At 62.0% G+C, this 19,059-nt stretch carries 20 protein-coding genes and 1 riboswitch; of the genes, 7 read left to right on the forward strand and 13 right to left on the reverse strand.

The window, feature by feature from the left end:
• Positions 1 to 12: 12 nt before the first annotated feature.
• Positions 13 to 768, reverse strand: a complete 756-nt coding sequence (locus ACH2A7_RS10495; protein WP_394961879.1) for a GntR family transcriptional regulator — start codon at positions 766 to 768, stop codon at positions 13 to 15.
• 155 nt (positions 769 to 923) lie between these two features.
• Between ACH2A7_RS10495 and ACH2A7_RS10500 the strand changes: the two genes are divergently transcribed.
• Positions 924 to 1,373 (forward strand): GNAT family N-acetyltransferase, encoded by a 450-nt coding sequence (locus ACH2A7_RS10500; protein ID WP_394961880.1) that lies wholly within the window; start codon positions 924 to 926, stop codon positions 1,371 to 1,373.
• A gap of 135 nt (positions 1,374 to 1,508) precedes the next feature.
• Here ACH2A7_RS10500 and gltA read toward each other — a convergent pair whose 3' ends face one another.
• The 5 genes from gltA to nth form a co-directional block, all read right to left on the reverse strand.
• Positions 1,509 to 2,900 (reverse strand): NADPH-dependent glutamate synthase, encoded by a 1,392-nt coding sequence (gene gltA, locus ACH2A7_RS10505; RefSeq protein ID WP_394961881.1) that lies wholly within the window; start codon positions 2,898 to 2,900, stop codon positions 1,509 to 1,511.
• Positions 2,901 to 3,743 (reverse strand): sulfide/dihydroorotate dehydrogenase-like FAD/NAD-binding protein, encoded by an 843-nt coding sequence (locus ACH2A7_RS10510; protein ID WP_394961882.1) that lies wholly within the window; start codon positions 3,741 to 3,743, stop codon positions 2,901 to 2,903.
• Positions 3,744 to 3,874: 131 nt separating this feature from the next.
• The gene (locus ACH2A7_RS10515) at positions 3,875 to 5,140 is read right to left on the reverse strand and encodes a helix-turn-helix domain-containing protein (protein ID WP_394961883.1); all 1,266 of its coding nucleotides are present in this window, start codon (positions 5,138 to 5,140) and stop codon (positions 3,875 to 3,877) included.
• A 157-nt stretch (positions 5,141 to 5,297) separates the two neighbouring features.
• Entirely contained in the window at positions 5,298 to 5,921 is a 624-nt protein-coding gene (locus ACH2A7_RS10520; protein WP_394961884.1) for an energy-coupled thiamine transporter ThiT, read from the reverse strand.
• Positions 5,922 to 6,000: 79 nt separating this feature from the next.
• A riboswitch (TPP riboswitch) is annotated at positions 6,001 to 6,118 on the reverse strand.
• A 99-nt stretch (positions 6,119 to 6,217) separates the two neighbouring features.
• Positions 6,218 to 6,877: an endonuclease III domain-containing protein gene (nth, locus tag ACH2A7_RS10525; RefSeq protein ID WP_394961885.1), complete on the reverse strand. Its 660-nt coding sequence runs from the start codon at positions 6,875 to 6,877 to the stop codon at positions 6,218 to 6,220.
• A 152-nt stretch (positions 6,878 to 7,029) separates the two neighbouring features.
• Here nth and glyA point away from each other — a divergent pair, with 152 nt between their 5' ends.
• The 4 genes from glyA (at position 7,030) to ACH2A7_RS10545 (ending at position 11,002) form a co-directional block, all read left to right on the forward strand.
• The gene (gene glyA, locus ACH2A7_RS10530) at positions 7,030 to 8,283 is read left to right on the forward strand and encodes a serine hydroxymethyltransferase (RefSeq protein ID WP_394961886.1); all 1,254 of its coding nucleotides are present in this window, start codon (positions 7,030 to 7,032) and stop codon (positions 8,281 to 8,283) included.
• Between the two features lie 66 nt (positions 8,284 to 8,349).
• Entirely contained in the window at positions 8,350 to 9,198 is an 849-nt protein-coding gene (locus tag ACH2A7_RS10535; RefSeq protein WP_394961887.1) for an alpha/beta hydrolase, read from the forward strand.
• Positions 9,191 to 10,486 (forward strand): replication-associated recombination protein A, encoded by a 1,296-nt coding sequence (locus tag ACH2A7_RS10540; protein ID WP_394961888.1) that lies wholly within the window; start codon positions 9,191 to 9,193, stop codon positions 10,484 to 10,486. Before ACH2A7_RS10535 ends, ACH2A7_RS10540 begins: the two co-directional genes overlap by 8 nt.
• A 132-nt stretch (positions 10,487 to 10,618) precedes the next feature.
• The gene (locus tag ACH2A7_RS10545) at positions 10,619 to 11,002 is read left to right on the forward strand and encodes a transcriptional repressor (protein ID WP_394961889.1); all 384 of its coding nucleotides are present in this window, start codon (positions 10,619 to 10,621) and stop codon (positions 11,000 to 11,002) included.
• Positions 11,003 to 11,069: 67 nt separating this feature from the next.
• Here the strand turns inward: ACH2A7_RS10545 and ACH2A7_RS10550 are convergent, their stop codons facing one another.
• A complete protein-coding gene (locus ACH2A7_RS10550; protein WP_394961890.1) occupies positions 11,070 to 11,438 on the reverse strand; it encodes a RidA family protein in 369 nt (122 codons plus the stop codon).
• Between the two features lie 162 nt (positions 11,439 to 11,600).
• Entirely contained in the window at positions 11,601 to 11,882 is a 282-nt protein-coding gene (locus tag ACH2A7_RS10555; RefSeq protein WP_394961891.1) for a hypothetical protein, read from the reverse strand.
• Positions 11,883 to 12,044: 162 nt separating this feature from the next.
• On the opposite strand from ACH2A7_RS10555, the gene ACH2A7_RS10560 reads away from it, so the two are divergent.
• Positions 12,045 to 12,512, forward strand: coding sequence for a MarR family winged helix-turn-helix transcriptional regulator (locus tag ACH2A7_RS10560; protein WP_394961892.1), 468 nt, complete (start codon positions 12,045 to 12,047; stop codon positions 12,510 to 12,512).
• Positions 12,493 to 13,839 carry an MATE family efflux transporter gene (locus tag ACH2A7_RS10565; RefSeq protein ID WP_394961893.1) on the forward strand — a complete coding sequence of 449 codons (1,347 nt, stop codon included), beginning with the start codon at positions 12,493 to 12,495 and terminating at the stop codon, positions 13,837 to 13,839. Before ACH2A7_RS10560 ends, ACH2A7_RS10565 begins: the two co-directional genes overlap by 20 nt.
• Before the next feature lie 107 nt (positions 13,840 to 13,946).
• On the opposite strand, the gene ACH2A7_RS10570 is transcribed toward ACH2A7_RS10565, so the two are convergent.
• The 5 genes from ACH2A7_RS10570 to ACH2A7_RS10590 all read right to left on the reverse strand — a co-directional run bounded on the left by ACH2A7_RS10570 (position 13,947) and on the right by ACH2A7_RS10590 (position 18,943).
• Positions 13,947 to 14,474, reverse strand: a complete 528-nt coding sequence (locus ACH2A7_RS10570) for a hypothetical protein (protein ID WP_394961894.1) — start codon at positions 14,472 to 14,474, stop codon at positions 13,947 to 13,949.
• Positions 14,401 to 16,239 carry a recombinase family protein gene (locus tag ACH2A7_RS10575; protein WP_394961895.1) on the reverse strand — a complete coding sequence of 613 codons (1,839 nt, stop codon included), beginning with the start codon at positions 16,237 to 16,239 and terminating at the stop codon, positions 14,401 to 14,403. Before ACH2A7_RS10575 ends, ACH2A7_RS10570 begins: the two co-directional genes overlap by 74 nt.
• A 181-nt stretch (positions 16,240 to 16,420) precedes the next feature.
• A complete protein-coding gene (locus ACH2A7_RS10580; protein WP_394961896.1) occupies positions 16,421 to 18,046 on the reverse strand; it encodes an exonuclease domain-containing protein in 1,626 nt (541 codons plus the stop codon).
• The gene (locus tag ACH2A7_RS10585; protein WP_394961897.1) at positions 18,046 to 18,501 is read right to left on the reverse strand and encodes an ImmA/IrrE family metallo-endopeptidase; all 456 of its coding nucleotides are present in this window, start codon (positions 18,499 to 18,501) and stop codon (positions 18,046 to 18,048) included. Before ACH2A7_RS10585 ends, ACH2A7_RS10580 begins: the two co-directional genes overlap by 1 nt.
• Before the next feature lie 19 nt (positions 18,502 to 18,520).
• Positions 18,521 to 18,943: a helix-turn-helix domain-containing protein gene (locus ACH2A7_RS10590; protein WP_394961956.1), complete on the reverse strand. Its 423-nt coding sequence runs from the start codon at positions 18,941 to 18,943 to the stop codon at positions 18,521 to 18,523.
• Between the last annotated feature and the right edge of the window lie 116 nt (positions 18,944 to 19,059).

Here is a 19,059-nt window from a genome sequence, read left to right on the forward strand (position 1 = left end):
GCGCCGCCCGGCTCAAAATTTTTTGCGCAGAAGCGCAAAATGAAAGAAGGCGGTGTAATAAGACAGGGAATACATCACCGGCTTTGCCAGCTTGGTATAACTCACTTCCTCCAGCAGAAGAAGGGCCTCGTGAGGCTGGATGGAGAGCATCCGCCGGGCGGCCGGGTCCCCCAGCACGGCGCACACACGGGCCACGGTGCTGGCCACCGACACGCCGGCCGATTCTTCCAGCAGATCGAACACCGGGCGGCTGAAGTCCAGCCGGTCTGCCAGCGGGGAAGGGAAGAGGGCGGCGGGCAGGTAGTCCACCGACCAGATCACCGGCTGGCGGTCGGCCAGCACCCGTTTTTTGACCATCAGCACCGGCTGCCCCGCTTCCATCCCCAGTCGGCCGGCCAGGGCCTCGTCGGCGAAGATGCGTTCGATGGAAACGTGATCGGCGTGGGGGGCGCGGCCCATGGCGCGGATCATGGCGTTATACTCGAATTTCTGGTCCAGCCGGCCCCGCACCGCCACCACCTGCCGGTTGATGACGGTGCCGATGCCCCGCACCCGCTCCACATAGCCTTCCCGCTCCAGTTCCGCCAGCGCGTCCCGGACGACGGTGCGGCTCACCCCCAGGCCGGCGGCCAGCTCCACCTCGGCGGGCAGCCGCTCTTCCGCGGCAAAACGCCCGTCCCGCAGCTCCTCCAGCAGCCGGGCCGCGATCTGCTGGCTGATCACCGCGCCGCCCAGCGGGCCGTCCTCCGCCCTGCGTGTCTTTGCCATCAAGCGCACCTCCGCCCCGCGCCGGATGGGGCACGGTCAAAAATCATACTTTTCACCTCAGTATATCACATCCGACAAAAAAATGCACCCTTCTTGTGAACGGGGGAAAAGAATGGTATGATGGCGGTATATCCGGGAAGGGGAGGAAAAACGCGATGCGGATACGCCTGTACCGCCCGTCCGACTGCGGGGCGATGGCGGCGCTTTTTTACGACACAGTCCACAAGGTGAACGCGGCCGACTACACGCCGGCCCAGCTGGACGCCTGGGCCGCCGGCCAGGTCGACCTTGCGGCGTGGGATCGCTCCTTTCGGGAACATTACAGCCTTGTGGCCGAGGAAAACGGCGTGCTGCTCGGCTTTGGGGACATCACCCTCAAAGGGTATCTGGACAGGCTCTATGTCCACAGCGGGCACCAGCGGCAGGGGGTGGCCACCGCCCTTTGCGACCGGCTGGAACAGGCGGTGAAAGGCGCCATCACCACCCACGCCTCCATCACGGCGCGCCCCTTTTTTGAAAAGCGGGGCTACGCGGTGGTGCGGCGGCAGCAGGTGGAGCGCCGGGGCGTGCTGCTGACCAACTTTGTGATGGAAAAGCGGCGGTGAGGCCGATGGCGTGGCCGACCGGCGACAGGGCGCACGGCATGGGACAACACAGAAACGAGGCCGGGCGGGAAGGGGGACCTTCCCGCCCGGCCTCACGCCGTTTTCCTTGCCGCAGAGGCGTGCGGACGCACCCCGTCAGCGGTTTTGAATGTACTCGTCGATGGCCTTGGCGGCCTCCTTGCCGGCGCCCATGGCCAGAATGACGGTGGCCGCGCCGGTCACGGCGTCGCCGCCGGCAAACACGCCCGGGCGGCTGGTGGCGCCGGTCTCGTCGGCCACGATGCAGCCGTGGCGGTCGGTGTCGAGCCCCGGCGTGGTGGAGCGGATCAGCGGGTTCGGGCTGGTGCCGATGGCCATGATCACCGTGTCCAGCGGCAGTTCAAAGCGGCTGTTCGGTTTTTCCACCGGGCGGCGGCGGCCGGAAGCGTCCGGCTCGCCCAGCTCCATCTCCACGCAGGCGATGCCCCGCACCCGCTTGTTCTCATCGCCCAGCACCTCCACCGGGTTGGTGAGCAGCTTGAAGACGATGCCCTCCTCTTCGGCGTGCTCCACCTCTTCGCGGCGGGCGGGCAGCTCCTCCATGCTGCGGCGGTAGACGATGTACACCTCCTCCGCCCCCAGACGCTTGGCACAGCGGGCGGCGTCCATGGCCACGTTGCCGCCGCCCACCACCGCTACCCGGTGGCTGTGCTGGATGGGGGTGTGGCTGTCCGGCTGGTAGGCCTTCATCAGGTTCACCCGCGTCAGGTATTCGTTGGCGGAGTAGACGCCGTTCAGGCTTTCGCCGGGGATGTTCATGAAGCGGGGCAGCCCCGCGCCGGAGGCCACATACACCGCCTCAAAGCCCTCTTCCTCCATCAGCTCGTCCACCGTGAGCACCTTGCCGATGACCATGTTGGTCTCGACGGACACGCCCAGCGCCTTGAGACCGTCGATCTCCTGCTGCACGATGTCCTTGGGCAGACGGAACTCGGGGATGCCGTAGACCAGCACGCCTCCCGCCAGGTGCAGCGCCTCGAACACCGTCACGGCGTAACCCTTCTTGGCCAGTTCACCCGCGGCGGTCAGGCCGGAAGGGCCGGAGCCGACGATAGCTACCTTGTGCCCGTTGGGCGCGGGCTTTTCGGGCGCCGCGGTGCAGTGAGCGCGGTGCCAGTCGGCGGCGAAGCGCTCCAGACGGCCGATGCCCACGCTCTCGCCCTTGATACCCCGCACGCACTTGCCTTCACACTGGTTCTCCTGGGGGCAGACCCGACCGCACACCGCCGGCAGGGCGCTGCTGGCGCTGAGCACGCCATAGGCGCCTTCAAAATCCTCCGCTGCGATCCTTTCGATGAAGGCGGGAATGTCGATGCCCACCGGGCAGCCGGAGACACAGGGCTTGTTCTTGCAGTGCAGGCAGCGCTTGGCCTCGTTCACCGCCATCTCGGGGGTGTAGCCCAGCGCCACCTCGTCAAAGTTCTTGTTGCGCACGTCCGCCGCCTGGCTGGGCATGGGGCAGCGCTTGGGGTCCATATTGCGTTCCATTCAGCGCACCTCCTGTTTCAGCAGATTGCAGCTTTCCTCGCGGGCGTGGGCCTCGAAATCCCGGTACATGCCGCCCCGCTGCAGCGCCTCGTCAAAATCCACCAGATGCCCGTCAAAATCCGGCCCATCCACACAGGCGAATTTGGTCTCGCCGCCCACCGTCAGCCGGCAGCCGCCGCACATCCCGGTGCCGTCGATCATGATGGGGTTCATGGAGACCATGGTCTTGACGCCGTATTTTTTTGTGGTCAGGCTCACGAACTTCATCATCACCAGCGGGCCGATGGCGATCACCTCGTCGTAGCCCTCGCCCGCGGCGATCAGTTCCTCCAGCGGCTTTGTCACCACGCCTTTTTCGCCCCGGCTGCCGTCGTCGGTCATCAGGATGAAGCGGTCGCTCACCGCCCGGAACTCGTCCTCCAGGATGACAAGATCCTTGTTGCGGAAGCCGGCGATGGTGTGCACCTCACAGCCCAGTTCGTGCAGCTTCTTGGCCACCGGATAGGCGATGGCACAGCCCACGCCGCCGCCTACCACGGCCACTTTTTTGAGCCCTTCCAGCTCGGTGGGGCGGCCCAGCGGCCCCACAAAATCGTGCAGCTGATCACCCACGGTCAGGGTGTTCAGCTGCATGGTGCCGGCGCCCACCACCTGAAAGATAATGGTCACCGTGCCGGCGACCGGATCCTGATCGGCGATGGTCAGCGGGATGCGCTCGGAGTCAGCGCAGGCTCGCAGGATGATAAACTGGCCCGGCTGGGCCTTTTTCGCGATCAGCGGCGCTTGTACCACCAACTTTGTCACGGTGGGGTTCAGCTCGCTGCGCTCCAGAATGGTAAACATGGCTTTCCCTCTTTCCTTTGTTGACATTCAATGGGTACTTTCTTCCAGTATAGCGGAAAAGTGCCGCCCGCGCAAGGGCCCGGAGGTGCCGTTAAAAAGAAAACGACGGGCTTTGCGCCCGCCGCCTGTTTTTATGGATTGAGGGAATAGGTGCTCTCCACGTCTCCGTTGTCCAGAATGTGCAGCTGATAGTCCAGCCGGGGAAGTTCGCCGCTCTCATATTCCGCTTTCCAGGGCACCTCAAAGGTCTCTGCTTCCAGCGAAAACCGCAGGTGGAAGGTCACTGGCCCCATGGGCTCGCCGGGGCTGTTCTCTCCGCCCGGCTGCATGAAATCGGTGTCCAGCGGCAGGTTCAGCACCTCCTCATCCTCCAGCGTGGCAGTCACCCAGGCCTTGACCGGCCACTGATACGGCCGCCCTTCCGCGGAGTAATACACCTCCACGGGAATATCGTAATCGCCCGCGTTCTGGCGCAGGGTGAGCGTTTTGGAAAAGTTGACGTGGCTGGCGCTCTGCAGCACAAGGGGAAGATCCCAGAGCTGCATCTCGTACCGACTGGCAAAGGCGGGCTCGGTGTAAAGCTGTTCCACCTTTGTCTCGCCGTCACGGGTGAGGCTCATGTTCAGGGTGTAGCTTTCCGCCAGGGGCACCCAGCCCTCGGCAAAGAACGCATCCCCGTCGCCCCGCTCGGCGTCCAGCACGATGCTCTGTCCGTCGCTCAGAACAAAGGTGAAGCGGACAGCGCAGTCGTCGGTGATGGTGCTGGGCGTGGCGAAGAGCGCCATCAGCACCCGTCTCTCGGCGGGGGAGTATTCCTTTGTCTGGATGTCCCAGCTGGCCGCCAGGCTTTCAGAGGAAACGGATTGCCCCTGGCCCGTGACGGCCGTGTCCAGACGGCTTTGCAGGGAATTGAGGGAACCGTCCAGCGTGGCGAGGTTCCCCTGCAGCAGGGCCAGCTGACTGCGCAGGCCGGCCAGCTGCCCGCCCTGCCACACGAGCCCCGCCGCCAGCGCCAGCAGGGCCAGAACGGCCGGAATGCCCGCCGCCGCCAGCATCCGGCGCTGCCGCCGGTGCTCCCGCTGTGTCTGCTGCTCCAGCAGAGAGGTGACATCCTCTGTGGTGGCGAAGGAGGTCGAACACGCCTCCTCCGTCTCCTTCGCCGGGGCGTCGTCGCCGTCCGGCGCGGCCTCCTTTGCGTTTTGTTCGCCGGCGAGCAGCGCGTCGATGCTCACCCCCAGTTCCTTTGCAAGCTGGTGCAGGTTGTCCAGCCCCGGCAGGCTGGCGTCCGCCTCCCACTTGCCGATGGCCTGCCGGCTGACCCCCAGCCTGGCGGCCAGCGCCTCCTGGGAGAGGCCGGCGGTTTTGCGCAGCGCCGCGATGCGGTTGCCCAGCGTCATGGCGTTCCCTCCTTTTGTCCTCTGATCGCTTCGGTCTTATTCTATCAGAAAAGACGGGAACGCGCCACCAACATACTTTTCCATTCCCTGCAACCGGCGGTTGCCCCACAAAAAAAGCCGCCCCGGCGGGGCGGCCTGTGAAAAATCAAAAATCCGCTCAGTTCTGACGGTTAAAAAGCCGGGGCGCAACCACGGCCAGCACCACCATGGCGATTACGGTGAGGATGGTCTCCGGGATCATGTAGGTGGCGTTGTAGACGGCGCTGTACAGCCAGCACAGGGCGTTTTCGCCCATGTTGGCGATGGCCGCGCCCCAGCCGAAGTTCTCCATCCACTCAAAGGCGGTCTGGTAATCCTTCCAGACGATGTAGCCGGAGAAGAAGCTGCACAGATAGCGCACGAAGCACATGATGAGGGTGCTCACGCCAATGCCCAGCGCCAGAGGCTTTTTGGGCCAGGCCACCAGGCAGGCCAGACCCAGCAGGGTGAAGGCCAGAATATAGTCCAGGAAGATGCAGCCCACAACGGCGCCGAAGGTCTGGCACCAGGCCAGGTTCTTGATGCCCAGCATCAGCTGGATGAGGCTGTGGACAAAGGCGGTCAGCACGCCCCACTTCAGGCCGTGGCGGTGGCTTGCCAGCAGGATGGGCGCCATGCTCACCAGCGTGACCGAGCCGCCCCGGGGCAGCTCATAGACGGGAATGAAGCCCAGAACGGTGGCCAGGGCCACCATCAGCGCGCATTCCACCAGGATGCGGGTTTTGGAGAAAGTTTTGTTCATACAGGGTCAGCGACCTTTCCGGAAATAGTACATAAAAACAAAACGCCCCCGCGCGAACTCGCACAGGGGCGCTCTTCAAGCGTCCGATCCTCAAACTCCCTACGCCGGCATTACCCGGATCAGGTTCAAGGTGACTCAAAGCTGCATTTCGCTTTGATCTCAGCCGGGTATGGCACCCAGCGCCCCTGTTTTTATGTCCGGGTAAAGTATAGCCCCGGGGGCGGATTTTGTCAAGCCTTGCGCGGAGAAAGGGCCCGCGAAGGGGCGCGGCGGGGCCGGGCGGCCCGGTTCGCCGCTCAGGCGTCCTTTTCTGCGGCGGCCAGTGCCTTTTTGCCCGTCTTGCAGATGTCGGCCAGGCAGCAGCCGGCGCAGTTGGGCTTGCGGGCGTCGCACACCGCCCGCCCGTGGAGCACGAACCGGTGACACAGGTCGTTGCCCTCCTCGGGGGGGATGATCTTCCACAGGGCCATCTCCACCTTTTTGGGGTCCTTCTCGTCCTTCACCAGGCCGATGCGGTTGCACAGCCGGATGCAGTGGGTGTCGGTGACGATGGCCGGTTTGCCAAACACGTCCCCCATGATGAGGTTGGCGCTCTTGCGGCCCACCCCCGGCAGCGAGAGCAGGGCGTCGAAGTCGTCCGGCACCTTGCAGTCGTACTCGTCCCGCAGCTTGCGCATGCACAGGCTGATGTCCCGCGCCTTGGAACGGCCCAGCCCGCAGGGCTTCACGATGGCTTCGATCTCCTCCGGGGTGGCGGCGGCCAGCTCTGCCACGCCGGGGTATTTGGCGAACAGGTCCTTCACCACCACATTCACCCGGGCGTCGGTGCACTGGGCCGCCAGCCGCACCTCCACCAGCAGCTGCCAGGCGTGGTCGTAGTCCAGGGTGCACTCCGCCAGCGGATAGGCGGCTTTCAGCCGTTCGATCACTTCCAGTGCAAGGGCTTTCGTGGTCATGTGTTTCCCTCTTTTCCGATGTTTTCCGCCATTATAGCACGAATTCTCACAAAGAGCAAACCGGGCCTTGTGCCTGCGGCCCGGCGGGGGTATAATGGGAATACAGCAACGCTGTCAGGGAAACTGCACATCAAGGAAAGAGGGGGAACTTCATGTACAAGGATATGATCGACACCATTGGCTTTGTGGCCGGGCAGGACCCGGAACTTGCCGCGGCCATGGGGCGGGAACTGACCCGCCAGCGCCAGAACATCGAACTCATCGCCAGCGAGAACATCGTCAGCCCGGCGGTGATGGCCGCCATGGGCACCGTGCTCACCAACAAGTACGCCGAGGGCTATCCTGCCCACCGCTACTACGGCGGCTGCGCCTGCGTGGACGAGGTGGAGAACCTGGCCATCCAGCGGGCCTGCCAGCTGTTCGGCGCGAAGTTCGCCAACGTGCAGCCCCACTCCGGCGCCCAGGCCAACCTGGCGGTCTACTTCGCCCTGCTGGATCTGGGCGACACCATCCTGGGCATGGACCTGGCCGCCGGCGGCCATTTGACCCACGGCAGCCCGGTGAACATGAGCGGCAAGAACTACCACTTCGTGCCCTACGGCGTGGACGAGAACGGCTTTCTGGATTACGACGCCCTGCGCCGTCAGGCGCTGGAGGTGCGCCCCAAGATGATCGTGGCGGGGGCCTCCGCCTACCCCCGGGCCATCCGGTTCGACCTGCTGGCGGACATCGCCAACGAGGCCGGGGCGCTGCTGATGGTGGACATGGCCCACATCGCCGGCCTGGTGGCGGGCGGGGCGCACATGAGCCCCATCCCCTACGCCGACGTGGTGACCACCACCACCCACAAGACCCTGCGCGGGCCCCGGGGCGGCATGATCCTCACCAACAACGAGGAGATCGCCAAGCGGATCAACAAGGCGGTGTTCCCCGGCACCCAGGGCGGCCCGCTGGAGCACATCATCGCCTCCAAGGCGGTCTGCTTCGGCGAGGCGCTCAAACCTGAATTCCAGACCTACGCCCGGAACATCGTCGCCAACGCCAAGGCGCTGGCCGACGGTCTGCTGCGGCGCGGCGTGAAGCTGGTGAGCGGCGGCACCGACAACCACATGATGCTCATCGACCTGTCGGACCTGGAGTGCACCGGCAAGGAGCTGGAGCACAACCTGGACGAGGTGCACATCACCGCCAACAAGAACTCGGTGCCCGGCGAAAAGCGCAGCCCCTTCATCACCAGCGGCCTGCGGGTGGGCACCCCGGCCGTGACCACCCGCGGCTTCGGCCCAGAGGAGATGGACGTGGTCGCCGGCTGCATCGCCGACTGCATCTTCGACTTTGAGAACAAAAAAGCGGATGTGGCGGCCCGGGTGGAGGAACTGGTGCGCCGGTTCCCGCTGTACGAGTAAAACGCTGCTCTCCCGGCGGCCGGGCCTTGGTCCCGGCCGCCGGGGCTGTTTTGAGGAGAAAACGCTATGGCTTACATCGAGTGCAAACTGAAATCCCAGCGGCTGCTCACCACGGTGGGCGTCAAGATCTATCTGCCCTGCGATCTGCCCGTGGAGGTGGGCAACAAGGTGAAGGGGGTGTTCACCCTGCTCCACGGCTTTACCAACAGCGGCGACGACTGGATGCAGATGACCGCCGCCCCCCGCTACGCCGCCGACAACGGCCTGGCGCTGGTGGCGCCGGACTGCGGCAACTCCTTTTACCAGGACATGACCTACGGCGGGGCCTGGGCGGGCTTTGTCACCGAGGAGATGCCGGCGCTGCTGCGGGCGATGTTCCACCTGCCGGCGGAGCGGGAGAAAAACTTCATCGGCGGCCTTTCCATGGGCGGCTACGGGGCGCTGTATCTGGGCCTCAGCCGCCCGGACCTCTACGCCGGGTGCGCCTCCTTTTCCGGCGCGGTGGATGTGGCCATGATGCTGCAAAACTCCCATGTGCCGGGGGTGAAGGAGGTGTTCGCGCCCATCTTCGGGCCGGACCTGCGCCTGCCCGAGGCCAGCGAGATCCGGCAGCTGGCGGCCAAGGTGGCCGCCCTGCCCGCGGAAGAGCAGCCCAAGATCCTGCTCACCAACGGCTTCCAGGACCAGGAGCCCTATTATATCCGGTATCAGAACGACGCGGTGGACGAGAGCCTGCGGGCGCTGCCGCTGGCCCACTATCGCCGTCTCCAGTGGGACGGCGTGCACGAGTGGAATTTCTGGGACCGCAGCCTCGTCCATGCCATCGACGATTTTGTGAATCCCGGATACGCGGCAAAGAAGCTGAACGATTGGGCCGCGCCCGTGACCGAGACGGGAGGTGCCTGTCGTGGGTGAGCCGCTGGCACAACGCCTGCGCCCCACCAGCCTTGGGCAGGTGTGGGGCCAGAAGCATCTGCTGGGGGAGGGGTGCGTGTTCCGCCGCGCCATCGAGAGCGGCACCGTGCCCAACATGATCTTCTATGGCCCGCCGGGGGTGGGCAAGACCACGGTGGCCCGCATCATCGCGGAACGGAGCGGGATGCGGTTGCACAAGCTGAACGGCACCTCCGCCTCCACGGGGGACATCAAGGCCGTGCTGGCGGAGATCGGCACGCTGCAGGGTCAGGGCGGGCTGCTGCTCTACCTGGACGAGATCCAGTATCTCAACAAAAAACAGCAGCAGAGCCTGCTGGAGTGCATCGAGGACGGGACCGTCACCCTCATCGCCTCCACCACCGAAAACCCCTATTTCTACATCTACAGCGCGCTGCTCAGCCGGTGCGTCGTGTTCGAGTTCAAATCCCTCACGCCCGCCGACGTGGCGGACGGCCTGCGCAGCGCGGCCGGGCGCCTCTCGGAGATGGACGGCGCGCCGCTGACGGTGGACGAGGAGGCGCTGGACATCCTGGCCCACGGCTGCGGCGGGGATATGCGCAAGGCGCTGGGCTGCCTGGAGCTGGCCGCGGCCGCCGCGCCCGCCGGGGCGGACGGCGCGCGCCGGGTGGACGGGGAGATGGCCCGGCAGGTCACCGGGCGCACCGCCATGCGGTACGACAAAAGCGGCGACGACCACTACGACATCCTCTCGGCCTATCAGAAATCCATGCGCGGCTCCGACCCGGACGCGGCGCTGCACTACCTGGCCCGCCTGCTGGAGGCGGGGGATTTGGTGAGCGCCTGCCGGCGGCTGATGGTCTGCGCCTGTGAGGACGTGGGCCTGGCCTGGCCCCAGATCATCCCCATCGTGAAGGCGGCGGTGGACGCCGCCACCATGCTGGGCCTGCCGGAGGGACGCATCCCCCTGGCGGACGCGGTGATCCTGGTGGCCACCGCCCCCAAGTCCAACAGCGGCGAGGCGGCCATCGACGCCGCCATGGCCGATCTGCAAAAGGGACGCGGCGGCCCCATCCCGCGCCAATTGCAAAACAAACACTTCGACGGGGAGGACGCGGCGGTGAAAGGGCAGCACTACAAATATCCCCACGCCTATCCCGGCGGCTGGGTGGCACAGCAGTATCTGCCCGACGCTTTGGTGGGCGCGCAGTATTACCACTGGGGCGAGAACAAGACCGAGCAGGCCGCCAGAGCCTACTGGCAGCGGGTCAAGGGGCAGCCGGGCGGCGGGGAAGACGCCTCGCGGTGAGGAAAATGCGCCGATGATACTATTGCGGTCTTGTTTCCTCTTGACAAAATATGTGAAAACAATTACTATTATAAAAAATAATATTACCGGCCAGGGCGTATGCCCTGGAAAAGGAAAAAGGAGGTCAGACCCATGCGCTATTCACGCCAGCGGGAGTTGGTGATGCGGCAGGTGCAGAGCCGCTGCGATCACCCCACCGCCGATGAGATCTATACCGCCGTGCGGGACGATTGCCCTGGCCTGAGCCTCGGCACCGTGTACCGGAATCTGAACGGGCTGGTGGAAGCCGGGCGGGTACGCCGGGTGAGCATCCCCGGCCAGGCTGACCGGTTCGACCGCACGCTGGCCGAACACGACCATATGTTCTGCACCCGGTGCGGCCGGGTGGAGGACGTTCAGCTGGACAAGACGCCGCTGGACGCAATGATCGCCGGGCGGCCGGAACTTGCCATCGAGGGGTACGCCCTCACGCTGTACGGAGTGTGCAGCGCCTGCCGTGAGGCAAGCGGTTCCTGAGCCCACAAGAAAACCCGCTGTTCGCCGGGGCGCGAACAGCGGGTTTTTTCATTGCATTGGCGAGCGCTTATTTTTCGGCAATGGCCTCGATCTCGCACAGCACGCCTTTGGGAAGATCCTTCACAGCCACGCAGCTGCGGGCGGGCCGGGAGGTGAAATATTTCGCGTACACCTCGTTAAAGGCGGCAAAGTCGCCCATGTCCGCCAAAAAGCAGGTGGTCTTCACCACGTTTTCGTAGCCCGCGCCGGCGGCCTCCAGAATGGCGCCCACATTCTTGCAGCTTTGCTCCGTCTGGGCGGCAATGCCCTCGGGAATGTTTCCGGTGGCGGGGTCCACGGGGATCTGGCCGCTGGCGAAGATAAAGCCGTTTGTCTCAAATCCCTGGGAATAGGGGCCAATGGCGCCGGGCGCTTTGCTGGTTTCGATCACTTTCATGTTGCAAACCTCCTTGCGGTATCCACCCTTCAGCGGGGCCTTTCTGCCGGCAGAAAGGCGTTTTTCTTTATTATAGCAGACCCGCAGGCCAAATCAACCGTTTTCGCGCGGCGCAAAAACAATCGCAGGGCCGTTCCTCCTTTGGAGGGGCGGCCCTGCGGCTCATTCACCGGGTTCGCTCTGGCAGCCGCAGCCGTGGCGGTCGGGACCGCAGTCGTCCGCGTCCAGCGGCTGCTTGTTCGCACTGCCCTGCGTCGGCGCCGGCCCGCCAAACACCGAGGGGAAATATGCTCCCATGCCCAGCCCTTCGTAGAAGGAATCCGCCTCGGTCACAAGGTCCTCCGCCCGGGGCGGGCGGCAGCCGGGCTGGTGGGGATCGGGCACGCCCACCTCGGTCACGGCGTTCTGGTCCTCGTGGTGAGGATCAAGGTATTCATGGTCCATATAAATCCTTCCTTTCCGTGTGTGCTCAATGGGACGGATGGTCCCTGCCAGTAGTATGCCCCGTGCGAACAAAATTCTTCCCTGTGCGGAAAAAGCTTGACAATAGTCCGAAATCATACTAAAATCATGGTACGATTTCGGACGAAAGGGAGGTGGCTCCTGTTGAAAACGACCCGGGAAAAGCTGAGCCGGTTCAACTATCTGCTGGGGGAAACCGAAGCGGCCTACCATGAGGTCAGCGTCAAATTGGGCTGCTCCGACAGTGCCATGAAGATTTTGTATGCCATCTGTGACAATGGAGGATGCTGTGCGCTGCGAACCATCCGCCGGCGCTCGGGGCTGAGCAAGCAGACGATGAACTCCGCGCTGCGCAAGCTGGAAGCGGAGGGGATCCTGCTTCTTGAAAACGACGGAGCGAAAGCGAAGAACGCGCGTCTGACTGCCCGGGGGCAGGCGGTGGCCGAAAGGACGGCAGTGCGCATCCTGCAGATCGAAAAAGACATTTTCGCGTGCTGGTCCGAGGAGGAAGTGGAGAGCTATCTGCGCCTGACAGAGCGCTTTCTGACCAACTTCAAAGAGAGGGCGGCACAACTGGAACGAAAGGAAACGTATGCTGATCCGATTCTCTGACCATTTTACCTGCAAAAAACTGCTGCGCATCACCTTCCCCTCCATGGTCATGCTGGTGTTCACCTCCATTTACAGCGTGGTGGACGGCTTTTTTGTCTCCAACTTTGTGGGCAAAAGCGCCTTCACCGCGGTGAATTTCATCATCCCGTTCCTGATGATCCTGGGCGCGGTGGGGTTCATGTTCGGCACGGGCGGCAGCGCCCTCATCGCCAAGACCCTGGGCGAGGGGGACAGGGAAAGGGCGGGCCGGCTGTTTTCCATGGTGGTGTACGCCTCGGTGGCGCTGGGGGTAGTGCTGGCGACGGCGGGGTTCGCGCTGCTGCGTCCGCTGCTGGAGGCACTGGGCGCCGAGGGGGAACTGCTGGAGAACTGCATCGTCTACGGCCGCATCATCCTGCTGGCAAACCCCATGTACATCCTTCAGTACGAGTTCCAGTGCCTTTTCGCCACGGCGGGCAAACCCGCGCTGGGGCTGTATGTCACCGTGGCGGCGGGGCTGACGAATATGGTGCTGGACGCCGTATTTGTGGCGGTGCTGCCCTGGGGCGTCGCGGGCGCCGCGGCGGCCACCGCCCTCAGTCAGTGCGTGGGCGGCCTGGTGCCGCTGGTGTATTTCGCGCTGCCCAACAACAGTTTGCTGCGGCTGGGCGAGATGAAGCCGGAGATTCGCGCGCTGGCCAGGGTGTGCGCCAACGGCGCCTCCGAGCTGATGAGCAACATTTCCATCCCGCTGGTGAGCATGGTGTACAATCTGCAGCTGCTGGCCATGGCGGGAGAGGACGGTGTGGCCGCCTACGGGGTACTGATGTATGTGAGCCTGGTGTTTCAGGGGATATTTCTGGGATATTCCGTGGGCGTCGCGCCGGTGGTCAGCTACCACTACGGCGCGCGGAACGCGGCGGAGGTGCGGGGCATCCTGCGCCGCAGCCTGGGGCTGATTGCCGGCTTCTCGGTGGCGATGTTCGCGGCGGCCTGCGCGCTGGCGCAGCCGCTGGCCCGCCTGTTCGTGGGCTACGACCAGGCCCTCTATGACCTCACGGTGCGGGCTTTCGGCATCTTCTCCTTTTCCTTTTTGTTCACCGGGTTTGCCATCTTCGGCTCGGCCTATTTCACCGCGCTGAACAACGGCCTTGTGTCGGCGGTGATCTCGTTTTTGCGCACGCTGCTGTTTCAGATCGCCGCGGTGCTGCTGTTGCCCCTGGTCTGGCAGGTGGACGGTATCTGGGCTGCCACGGCGGCCGCGGAACTGATGGCCGCCCTGGTGGCGGGCGTCTTCCTCTGGCTGGGGCGGGACAGTGTGGTCGTGGGCGGCGCCCCGTCCGGCTGACGCAAGCGGCTCAAGCAGGGAACGTGTATCCCCGAAAAGCGGCCTGCCGCCGCGCAAACTGCGCGGCGGCAGGCCGCTTTTGGTCGATTGAAAACCGGATGAGCCGGTCATTCGGCGCCGGTGCTTTCCGCGGGCAGGTCGGCGCTGCCGGCCGACGCCACCTGGGCCAGAGGATCGCCCACCTCTGTGTTGGCGGCGAGCTCGGACGGGTCGACGGGCTCCTCCTCGGGCTCTTCGTCCGCCCAGAGGGACTCGTGCTCCTTGCCGTCGCACCGCTGGCGCAGCAGAGCCATGTTTTTGGCCGCCATATACATTTCGGAACTGTACTCCATCAGTTTCCGCTCATCGGTGGCCGGCACCTTGTCGCCCTTGCTGATCCGGCGGAAGACCTCCAGGATCTTCATGAGCTCTTCCATGGCCTCGGCCTGCGCCTCACCCTGCTGGCGGGAGGCCTCGGCGTTTTGGATGTTGGCGTCCAGTTCCGAGAGGCGGTTCGCCACCTCCAGGGTCTGCTCGTATTCCTCCTGTACGGCGTTCAGTGTCCGCGTCAGTTCCACCCGGTCATAGTTGGCGCCGCCCGCCGAGGCGGACGGATCGCCCTTCAGGACGCCAGTGAGTTCTCTCTTTCTCTGCACAAGAAAACTGAGCCGCTCGGATGTGATCTGCCGCGCTTGTCCCAATTTCACAGGGAAGACCTCCTTTCATTGCGCTCGCGGTCCCGGTCCATTCTAATATATATTTCGACCACGACCCGGCCGCGATTAAGTGCCCGCGTCTCAAATCAGCGCCCTGTGACCCTTCTGCAAACGAAAAACGCCCGGCCAGAGGCCGGGCGTTTGGTGCGAGGGACGTTTGCCCTATTGTGGTTATAAAATCTTTTGCGGCGGTGTCCAGGTCGGGCTTTTTGCCGTCAGGGCCCAGGATGGTGTAGACGTCCACATGGTCGGCGAACACCACCACCCTCGCCACGATGGACAGCAGCACCCGGCGGCCCTCCTGGGTCTTTTCGTCCGTCAGCGACAGCTTTGTGAGGCCCTCGGCGATCTCGGCGTCGGTGAGGCCCACCTCACGGGTGGCGGCCTTGATGTTCCGTTCGGCGGCCTCCAGCCTGGCCTTTTCGTCCTCCAGTTCCGCCAGCTGGTCGGTGATGGCCTTGCTGGATATGCCGCTGGCCAGGGTGTCCACCAGGTTGCGGATCTTCTTCGTGACCTCCTGAAGCTGCTGCTTCAGCTCATCGGTGCGGGGCGCCGCCGCCTGGGTCAGGGCGTCCCGGTACTGCGCGGCCGCGCTGATGACATCCCGCAGTCCCTTCGGCGAGACGAGCTGCCGCTTGACCGCATCCGCCACCAGCTGCTCCAGCTTTGGCACGCTGATGCCCTTGGCATTGCAGGTCTTGGTCTGCCGCTTGTGCACGCAGCTGTAATACCGATACCGCTGCCCGCGGGCGCCGCTGCTGGTGCCGGCCACCACCATGGCACCGCCGCACTCCCCGCAAAACACCTTGCCGGAAAGCAGATACTCCGCCTTGGCCGAGTACCGCCCACCCAGATGGGTCCGCTCCTTCATACGCTTTTGCACCTCCGTCCACAATTCGTCGCTGATGATCCGGGGCACCGCTCCCTCCAGCCGCACGCAGCCCTCCGCCGGCTCCTGGTGGTTGTTCCGGCGGCCGGTGGGGGAGACGCTGGGCACCGCCCCGTACACCAGCACCCCGATGTATTTCTCGTTCTTCAGCACCTCGTGCAGGCTGTTCTTGCCGAAGGGCCTGCCGGCCTTTGTGAGGCGCCCTTGAGCGGCCATGGCGGTGATGATCTCCCCATAGCCGGCCCCGGCGGCGTGCATCGTGAAGATCCTCCGCACTGTCTCGGCCTCGAACTCGTTGATGATGTAGTGCCGGTCGACGTCCAGGTCATACCCCAGCGGCGGGCGGCCTCCGGGGCACTTGCCCTGCAGGGCCATGTAGCGCATCTTTTCGATGACCTTCTGCCGGGTGATGAGGACGTGCAGATGGTTGAACATGGCCATGGTGCTCTCGCTCACGAACACCGAGGGATCCAGCAGATCGCCGCCCACCAGGGGCTGTGTGACGCTGACCACCCGGGCGCCCAGGGCCTGCAGCTGACGGCGGAAGTTGAACCACTCCACCATGTCCCGGAACATCCGGCTCTGGTCGTAGATCACCACCACGTCGGCCCCGGCTTTCGCCTGGTAGGCCGCCATCATGCGGTCGTACTCCGGCCGGTGCTGCTTCATGCCGGACACCGCCTCATCGCTGAAGATGTCCAGCACGGTGAGTTGATGCTGCCGGCAGTACTCGGCGCATTTCTTCACCTGCACCGCGGTGGTGTCCGGGTTCTGGTTGTCGGTGCTGTAGCGGGTGAGAATGAACGCTGTGGGCATAGAAATACCCTCCTTTGGACGTGTCACGGAGGTTCACGACAATAATGTCGCGAACATACAGGTGTGCTTTGACAGGCCCGCCGGAGGGTGGTATAATCTCGATGTAGGGCGAGATTTCACCTCTTCGGTGAGCCTTGTCTTTTATCCCCCGCTGGTTGCCGCCGGCGGGGGATTTTCTGTTTTAGAGACTAACGGAGCACTTCTTCAGAGCGTCCATCAGGTCAGATTCTCTGATGATTTGCACGGGTCGCCCTTTCAGTTGAAGTTGGATGGCCTTTTTGATTTTGTTGCCATATTTGCCGGAGCTCCACTCGGTGGAAGCGCAGTTACCAACGATAAGGTAGTCCAATTTGGCTACCACAGAAGGATGAACAGTTGCGCCCATTTTTTCCAGAAATGCGGTAACCTCTTCCTTGGTGCCGAAATCAAAATCCCCGGATAGACAGACCAGCTTACCAGTCAAATCTGCATCTTTGCAGGTCGGAGTGTAGCTGAGTGGATCCAGGAGGAACAAAAAGTTCTTAAAAAGCTGTTGGAGTTCATGGCGTTCCAGTATTCCGTCCTGCAGAGCTTCTTGGATGGAGGCATGGATTACGGCATAAGGAAACTCCTTTGAAAGCTCCGGGTGAGCTTCGATCCAAGCAAGAAGCTGATCCACCTCATCCTTCGTTACTTGGCCATCCTCGCAGACAGATTCCAAGATGGAAAGGAGTGCATTTATCTGTTGGGTATTTGTGGACAGCTTTTTTGCGTGGGTCGTGTGTGCGGGCCAATCGCAGGATGATTTTTCGCAAGAAACGCTGATATTATCACCATCGAATGTATGAATATAAGAGTCGACCTTCACACCTTTGTTAAGGAAGTAAGTCAAGAGTGATGCACAAGCGCGGCTGTCGCTTTCTGCATGATGGTGCTCCAAGGGAATGTCGAGAGCGTCGCACAACGGCTTCAGACCATGATGGCTAAGATCTGGAAACACATTCCGAGCAATCTCAAGCGTATCGATGTATCGAATAGGGGGGATGTCAAGACAGTAACTACGGCTGCACTTGAACAGCACAGTCAAATCGAAGGTGGCATTGTGGGCCACGAAAATGTGTTGCTGAAGGTTTGTTTTTATAGAGTCCCAAATCTGTGGAAAAGTTGGCGCATTGTGCACCATGCTCTGTGTGATGCCAGTAAGGCTACTGTTATGAGGGGAAAAAGGAACCTCCGGGTTCACCAAGTGCGATTTAGTCCCAAGAATCGTCGAACCATGTACTGAGGTTATGGCAATGGAACTGATACGGTCATTGTTCTGGTTGGGGGTTTCAAGATCCACAACAGCGTAGTCAACGCGCTCGCTTATTTTATTCACCCCATAAAAAATCCTTCCGGCGTCTAAATTCTTTTTGTACATGCATCCGGAAGCATAATATGGATTGGGATGGACGCATTTCCTGTTATCGCTGCATTCGATATAAGAGGAGCAGCAGCCAAACGTATCACTCGGGAAAAGCGTTTGTAGTTGGGAGACCAAAACCGTTTGAAAATCTGACGGCAGCGAGTCAGGATCAAAGACTCCCTTGGAGCCAAGAGAAGAAAAGTAAATTTTACCGTCAATCAGTTTGCATAAGGTAGCCTCTGCGGGACTTAAATAATCAGCAGACACCTTCAACGAAAGGTTCACATTTGTACATTTAGATGCATGAAAAATGCTGTCGGAATAGCTACCCTTTAAATCGACTGTTTTAATATATTGAAGAGGATCTAAAAAATTCTTAGGGATATTCAGAACCAGCAAATTAAAAATCTCATCGTTTGTCATCACGTTACCCCCGATTTGTTGAATTTGCAATATTCACTTAAATAAAGCTTAGCCACATCTTCCGAAAAACCAGCGCGGTGGGCAAGGTCTGAAAAAGTTTCACCCTCAAAGATGTATTCTTCCGGGAATGGACACAGCAGGCAGGCGGCGAACAGCTCGGCCTCACGTTCGTAGCAGTCTGTTTTCATAAATGTGCAGCGTTCAAGAAATACCCTGTTCAGCCCACGGTGGAACAGGTGATGTGCTAATTCATGGGCGAGCACAAACTGTCTTTGCCTACCATCCAGGCCGGAATCCACAAACACCATCGGGATACCGTGCAGCGCCTTGTAAATGCCCTGTAGCCCAGACATGGAAAGATAGAAGATTTTCACGCCCTCCGCCAACAAAATCTCATCGGGGGCGTTCGTGCCGTTCGCTTCAATGACAGCGCGGACGGTCTCGAACATATTCATGTCCGCGCCTCCTTATTGCTTATTTGCCGAGTTTATCCTTATTTACCTTCTTCGCGTAAATCAGGCCCATTTCCATGGCGCTCCGCAGGCTCTCTATGGCTTCTGGAGTGGCAGGATCTCCGTCAAACATCAAATCGCCGCTCCGGGTCATCTCGTCCATCAGCTGTTCCAGCTCTATGGCAATATCCCGCCGGTCGGATTCTGTCAGCCCGTCACTATCAGTGGCGGGCTTTTCTTTTTGTTCGTTGCCGAGAAGGTAGTCCACAGAGACGCCGAAATAGGTGGCGATTTTGGAGAGTGTTTCAGCAGAAAGGGACTGTTTGCGGCCCGCCTTCAGGTCAGTGATTGCACCACGGCTGATTCCCAACTCGTTGCACATACGGCCGGGCTTTATTCCCTTTTCCGCGCAAAGGCTGGATATTGTTTCATACAAATTGTACATTTTCAAGTACCTCTCCTGTGCATAACGCCAAATGTACATAAAAAAGAACAAAAAGGCGTTGACTTGTACTTGAACGGGTACTATAATGTGACCATAACAAGTACATGGTTACGTGC

The organism is Candidatus Allofournierella merdavium (assembly GCF_944382735.1).
In the GTDB taxonomy this organism is placed as follows: Bacteria; Bacillota; Clostridia; order Oscillospirales; family Ruminococcaceae; genus Allofournierella_A; species Allofournierella_A merdavium.

Bases quoted from the DNA above. Each gene is read 5' to 3' on its own strand.
- ACH2A7_RS10495 (WP_394961879.1), bottom strand. From the start codon at position 768: ATGGCAAAGACACGCAGGGCGGAGGACGGCCCGCTGGGCGGCGCGGTG.
- ACH2A7_RS10500 (WP_394961880.1), top strand. From the start codon at position 924: ATGCGGATACGCCTGTACCGCCCGTCCGACTGCGGGGCGATGGCGGCG.
- gltA (WP_394961881.1), bottom strand. From the start codon at position 2,900: ATGGAACGCAATATGGACCCCAAGCGCTGCCCCATGCCCAGCCAGGCG.
- ACH2A7_RS10510 (WP_394961882.1), bottom strand. From the start codon at position 3,743: ATGTTTACCATTCTGGAGCGCAGCGAGCTGAACCCCACCGTGACAAAG.
- ACH2A7_RS10515 (WP_394961883.1), bottom strand. From the start codon at position 5,140: ATGACGCTGGGCAACCGCATCGCGGCGCTGCGCAAAACCGCCGGCCTC.
- ACH2A7_RS10520 (WP_394961884.1), bottom strand. From the start codon at position 5,921: ATGAACAAAACTTTCTCCAAAACCCGCATCCTGGTGGAATGCGCGCTG.
- nth (WP_394961885.1), bottom strand. From the start codon at position 6,877: ATGACCACGAAAGCCCTTGCACTGGAAGTGATCGAACGGCTGAAAGCC.
- glyA (WP_394961886.1), top strand. From the start codon at position 7,030: ATGTACAAGGATATGATCGACACCATTGGCTTTGTGGCCGGGCAGGAC.
- ACH2A7_RS10535 (WP_394961887.1), top strand. From the start codon at position 8,350: ATGGCTTACATCGAGTGCAAACTGAAATCCCAGCGGCTGCTCACCACG.
- ACH2A7_RS10545 (WP_394961889.1), top strand. From the start codon at position 10,619: ATGCGCTATTCACGCCAGCGGGAGTTGGTGATGCGGCAGGTGCAGAGC.
- ACH2A7_RS10550 (WP_394961890.1), bottom strand. From the start codon at position 11,438: ATGAAAGTGATCGAAACCAGCAAAGCGCCCGGCGCCATTGGCCCCTAT.
- ACH2A7_RS10555 (WP_394961891.1), bottom strand. From the start codon at position 11,882: ATGGACCATGAATACCTTGATCCTCACCACGAGGACCAGAACGCCGTG.
- ACH2A7_RS10565 (WP_394961893.1), top strand. From the start codon at position 12,493: ATGCTGATCCGATTCTCTGACCATTTTACCTGCAAAAAACTGCTGCGC.
- ACH2A7_RS10575 (WP_394961895.1), bottom strand. From the start codon at position 16,239: ATGCCCACAGCGTTCATTCTCACCCGCTACAGCACCGACAACCAGAAC.
- ACH2A7_RS10580 (WP_394961896.1), bottom strand. From the start codon at position 18,046: ATGACAAACGATGAGATTTTTAATTTGCTGGTTCTGAATATCCCTAAG.
- ACH2A7_RS10585 (WP_394961897.1), bottom strand. From the start codon at position 18,501: ATGAATATGTTCGAGACCGTCCGCGCTGTCATTGAAGCGAACGGCACG.
- ACH2A7_RS10590 (WP_394961956.1), bottom strand. From the start codon at position 18,943: ATGTACAATTTGTATGAAACAATATCCAGCCTTTGCGCGGAAAAGGGA.